The sequence below is a fragment of the Arthrobacter sp. H5 genome (assembly GCF_000520595.1).
In the GTDB taxonomy this organism is placed as follows: Bacteria; Actinomycetota; Actinomycetes; order Actinomycetales; family Micrococcaceae; genus Arthrobacter_D.
Window position 1 is genome coordinate 12,594 of record NZ_KI914997.1, and the last position, 1,778, is coordinate 14,371.

A 1,778-nucleotide genomic window follows, 5' to 3' on the forward strand; every position below is an offset into this window, starting at 1 on the left:
GGCGGAGGCGAGGCCGGCGAGGGTGCGGTCGGAGATGAGTTCGCGTTCGAATTCGGCGAGGGCGGCGAAGATCCCGAAGACGAGTTTCCCGGATGCGGTGGTGGTGTCGATGGCGGCGCCCTGTCCGGTGAGGACCTTGAGTCCGATGCCGCGTTCGGTGAGGTCGTGGACGATGTTGACCAGGTGGCGCAGGTCCCGGCCTAGCCGGTCGAGTTTCCAGACAATCAGGGTGTCTTCGTGGCGCAGGGCTTTGAGGCAGGCGACCAGCTGGGGCCGGTCTTCCTTCTTCCCGGAGGCCCTGTCTTCGTAGAGGGAGTCTTCGGCGATGCCGGCGGCCAGGAGTGCGTCGCGCTGCAGGTCGGTGCTCTGGGACCCGTCCGCTTTTGAGACGCGCATGTATCCGACAAGCACTGGCTTCTCCTCTGTTATTTATACGTTTGTTTAAGTGACAGCCCGAACTCAAATATGGACGGAGCTGGAAACTGTCACTTAACCCGTTACCTATACTAAGTCATGCAGAGAGTCGCTGATCGTCTTTATGTGACAGAAAGTCGAGGGGGATCTTGAGCTCGGTGAATGCTTCCCGGATCCCGTGCCCGGTCCCTCGATTGCCGAGTCCGTATAGCGCGAAATCGTAGAGTTTCTTGGCGGCCTCCCGGTCTTCTCTGGCAGCTTCGACGGCGGCGTCAAAGGCTGCGACTACCCGTTTCCAGAGCTCATCCAGGGTCGGCTCTTTTTGATGTTCGGCGGTTGCTGGCGGTGGGGCGGGCCGGGTTCCGTCGCCGATCCTGGAGGCGGGTTCGGGCAGAAGGAGGTGCGCGGAGGTGCCCAGCGCGGTCAGTGAACCGGCTTCGATCAGTTCCATCGCGACGGCTGCTGCTGGGCGGTCCAGTGGAGGGTTTCGAACGGTTGCCACGAATACAGGCCTGCCCGGAACGGGTGACCGCAGTGTTCCCAGACACGACGAACGTCGTCCAGTTGCCGACCGTGTCGTCCCTGCGCGGTGGTGAGTTCGTCCAGGAGGGTCCGCAGCAGCCGGAACCAGATGCCGGCGTGAACCGGATACCGGGGCAGGTCAACGGAACCGGTGGTTATCGCCTGCCAGGTGCGCCGGTCCATGAGGGACAACGGCTCCGGAAGCGCGCGCTGGTCTTGGGCGGGGGTTGTCCAGAGAAGGTAATCAGCCGGGTGTCCTTCGTAGGTTTCGAGCCGGCGTCCGTGTACCGGGCAGCTGGCCATGACCGGCAGCTGCCAGAAGAGCAGCACCGCCGGGCTGGATTCCAGGCAGTCCGGGCATCCCCGCCGCACCCCCGCTCCCGGCAGCCATGGCACCCACTGCCTCGGAGTGTAGATTTTGCGCCGCTTCGGTGGCAGGAGCACCGAGAGCTGGTGCACGTAGGTTTCGTAGGCGCCGGGGGCGGGAATGAGCGTCCGAAGTCCCGAGGTGATTAACAATGCGTCCTTCATGATCCTTTTTCCGCTGACGTTCATCTCCAACGCCTTTGTGCCCATCCACACCATGCCTGAGGTGCTGAAGAACATCGCGGAATGGAACCCGGTTTCCGCTCTGGTGGAATCCGCTCGGCAACTCTTCGGCAACACCAACCCGGAGTTCCCCCCGCCGTCGGCCTGGACTCTGCAAAACCCGTACATCACCATCTTCATTGGCATCGCTTTGATGCTGCTGATCTTTGTACCGCTCTGCATCAGGAAGTTCGCGTCGATCAGTTCGCGCTAGCCCATGTGACGAACGGCGGCGGCGGCGGCACCCACCCGGG

4 protein-coding genes are annotated in these 1,778 nt (G+C 62.8%); 1 reads left to right on the forward strand and 3 read right to left on the reverse strand.

The genetic code is table 11. The features are described 5' to 3' along the window. The 3 genes from Y708_RS28420 to Y708_RS29185 all read right to left on the reverse strand — a co-directional run. Window positions 1–411: recombinase family protein (locus Y708_RS28420; RefSeq protein WP_035776146.1), on the reverse strand; the 411-nt coding region annotated here is incomplete at its 3' end. A 100-nt stretch (window positions 412–511) separates the two neighbouring features. Continuing rightward, the gene (locus Y708_RS27540; RefSeq protein WP_051478938.1) at window positions 512–865 is read right to left on the reverse strand and encodes a hypothetical protein; all 354 of its coding nucleotides are present in this window, start codon (window positions 863–865) and stop codon (window positions 512–514) included. Then, the gene (locus tag Y708_RS29185) at window positions 856–1,467 is read right to left on the reverse strand and encodes a TniQ family protein (protein WP_162150473.1); all 612 of its coding nucleotides are present in this window, start codon (window positions 1,465–1,467) and stop codon (window positions 856–858) included. Before Y708_RS29185 ends, Y708_RS27540 begins: the two co-directional genes overlap by 10 nt. On the opposite strand from Y708_RS29185, the gene Y708_RS0111805 reads away from it, so the two are divergent. After that, complete coding sequence (locus Y708_RS0111805; RefSeq protein WP_028280092.1) at window positions 1,466–1,738, forward strand: ABC transporter permease; 273 nt, start codon at window positions 1,466–1,468, stop codon at window positions 1,736–1,738. The two genes, Y708_RS29185 and Y708_RS0111805, sit on opposite strands and share 2 nt — an antisense overlap. Window positions 1,739–1,778 lie beyond the last annotated feature (40 nt).

Bases quoted from the DNA above. Each gene is read 5' to 3' on its own strand.
- Y708_RS27540 (WP_051478938.1), bottom strand. From the start codon at position 865: ATGGAACTGATCGAAGCCGGTTCACTGACCGCGCTGGGCACCTCCGCG.
- Y708_RS0111805 (WP_028280092.1), top strand. From the start codon at position 1,466: ATGATCCTTTTTCCGCTGACGTTCATCTCCAACGCCTTTGTGCCCATC.
- Y708_RS29185 (WP_162150473.1), bottom strand. From the start codon at position 1,467: ATGAAGGACGCATTGTTAATCACCTCGGGACTTCGGACGCTCATTCCC.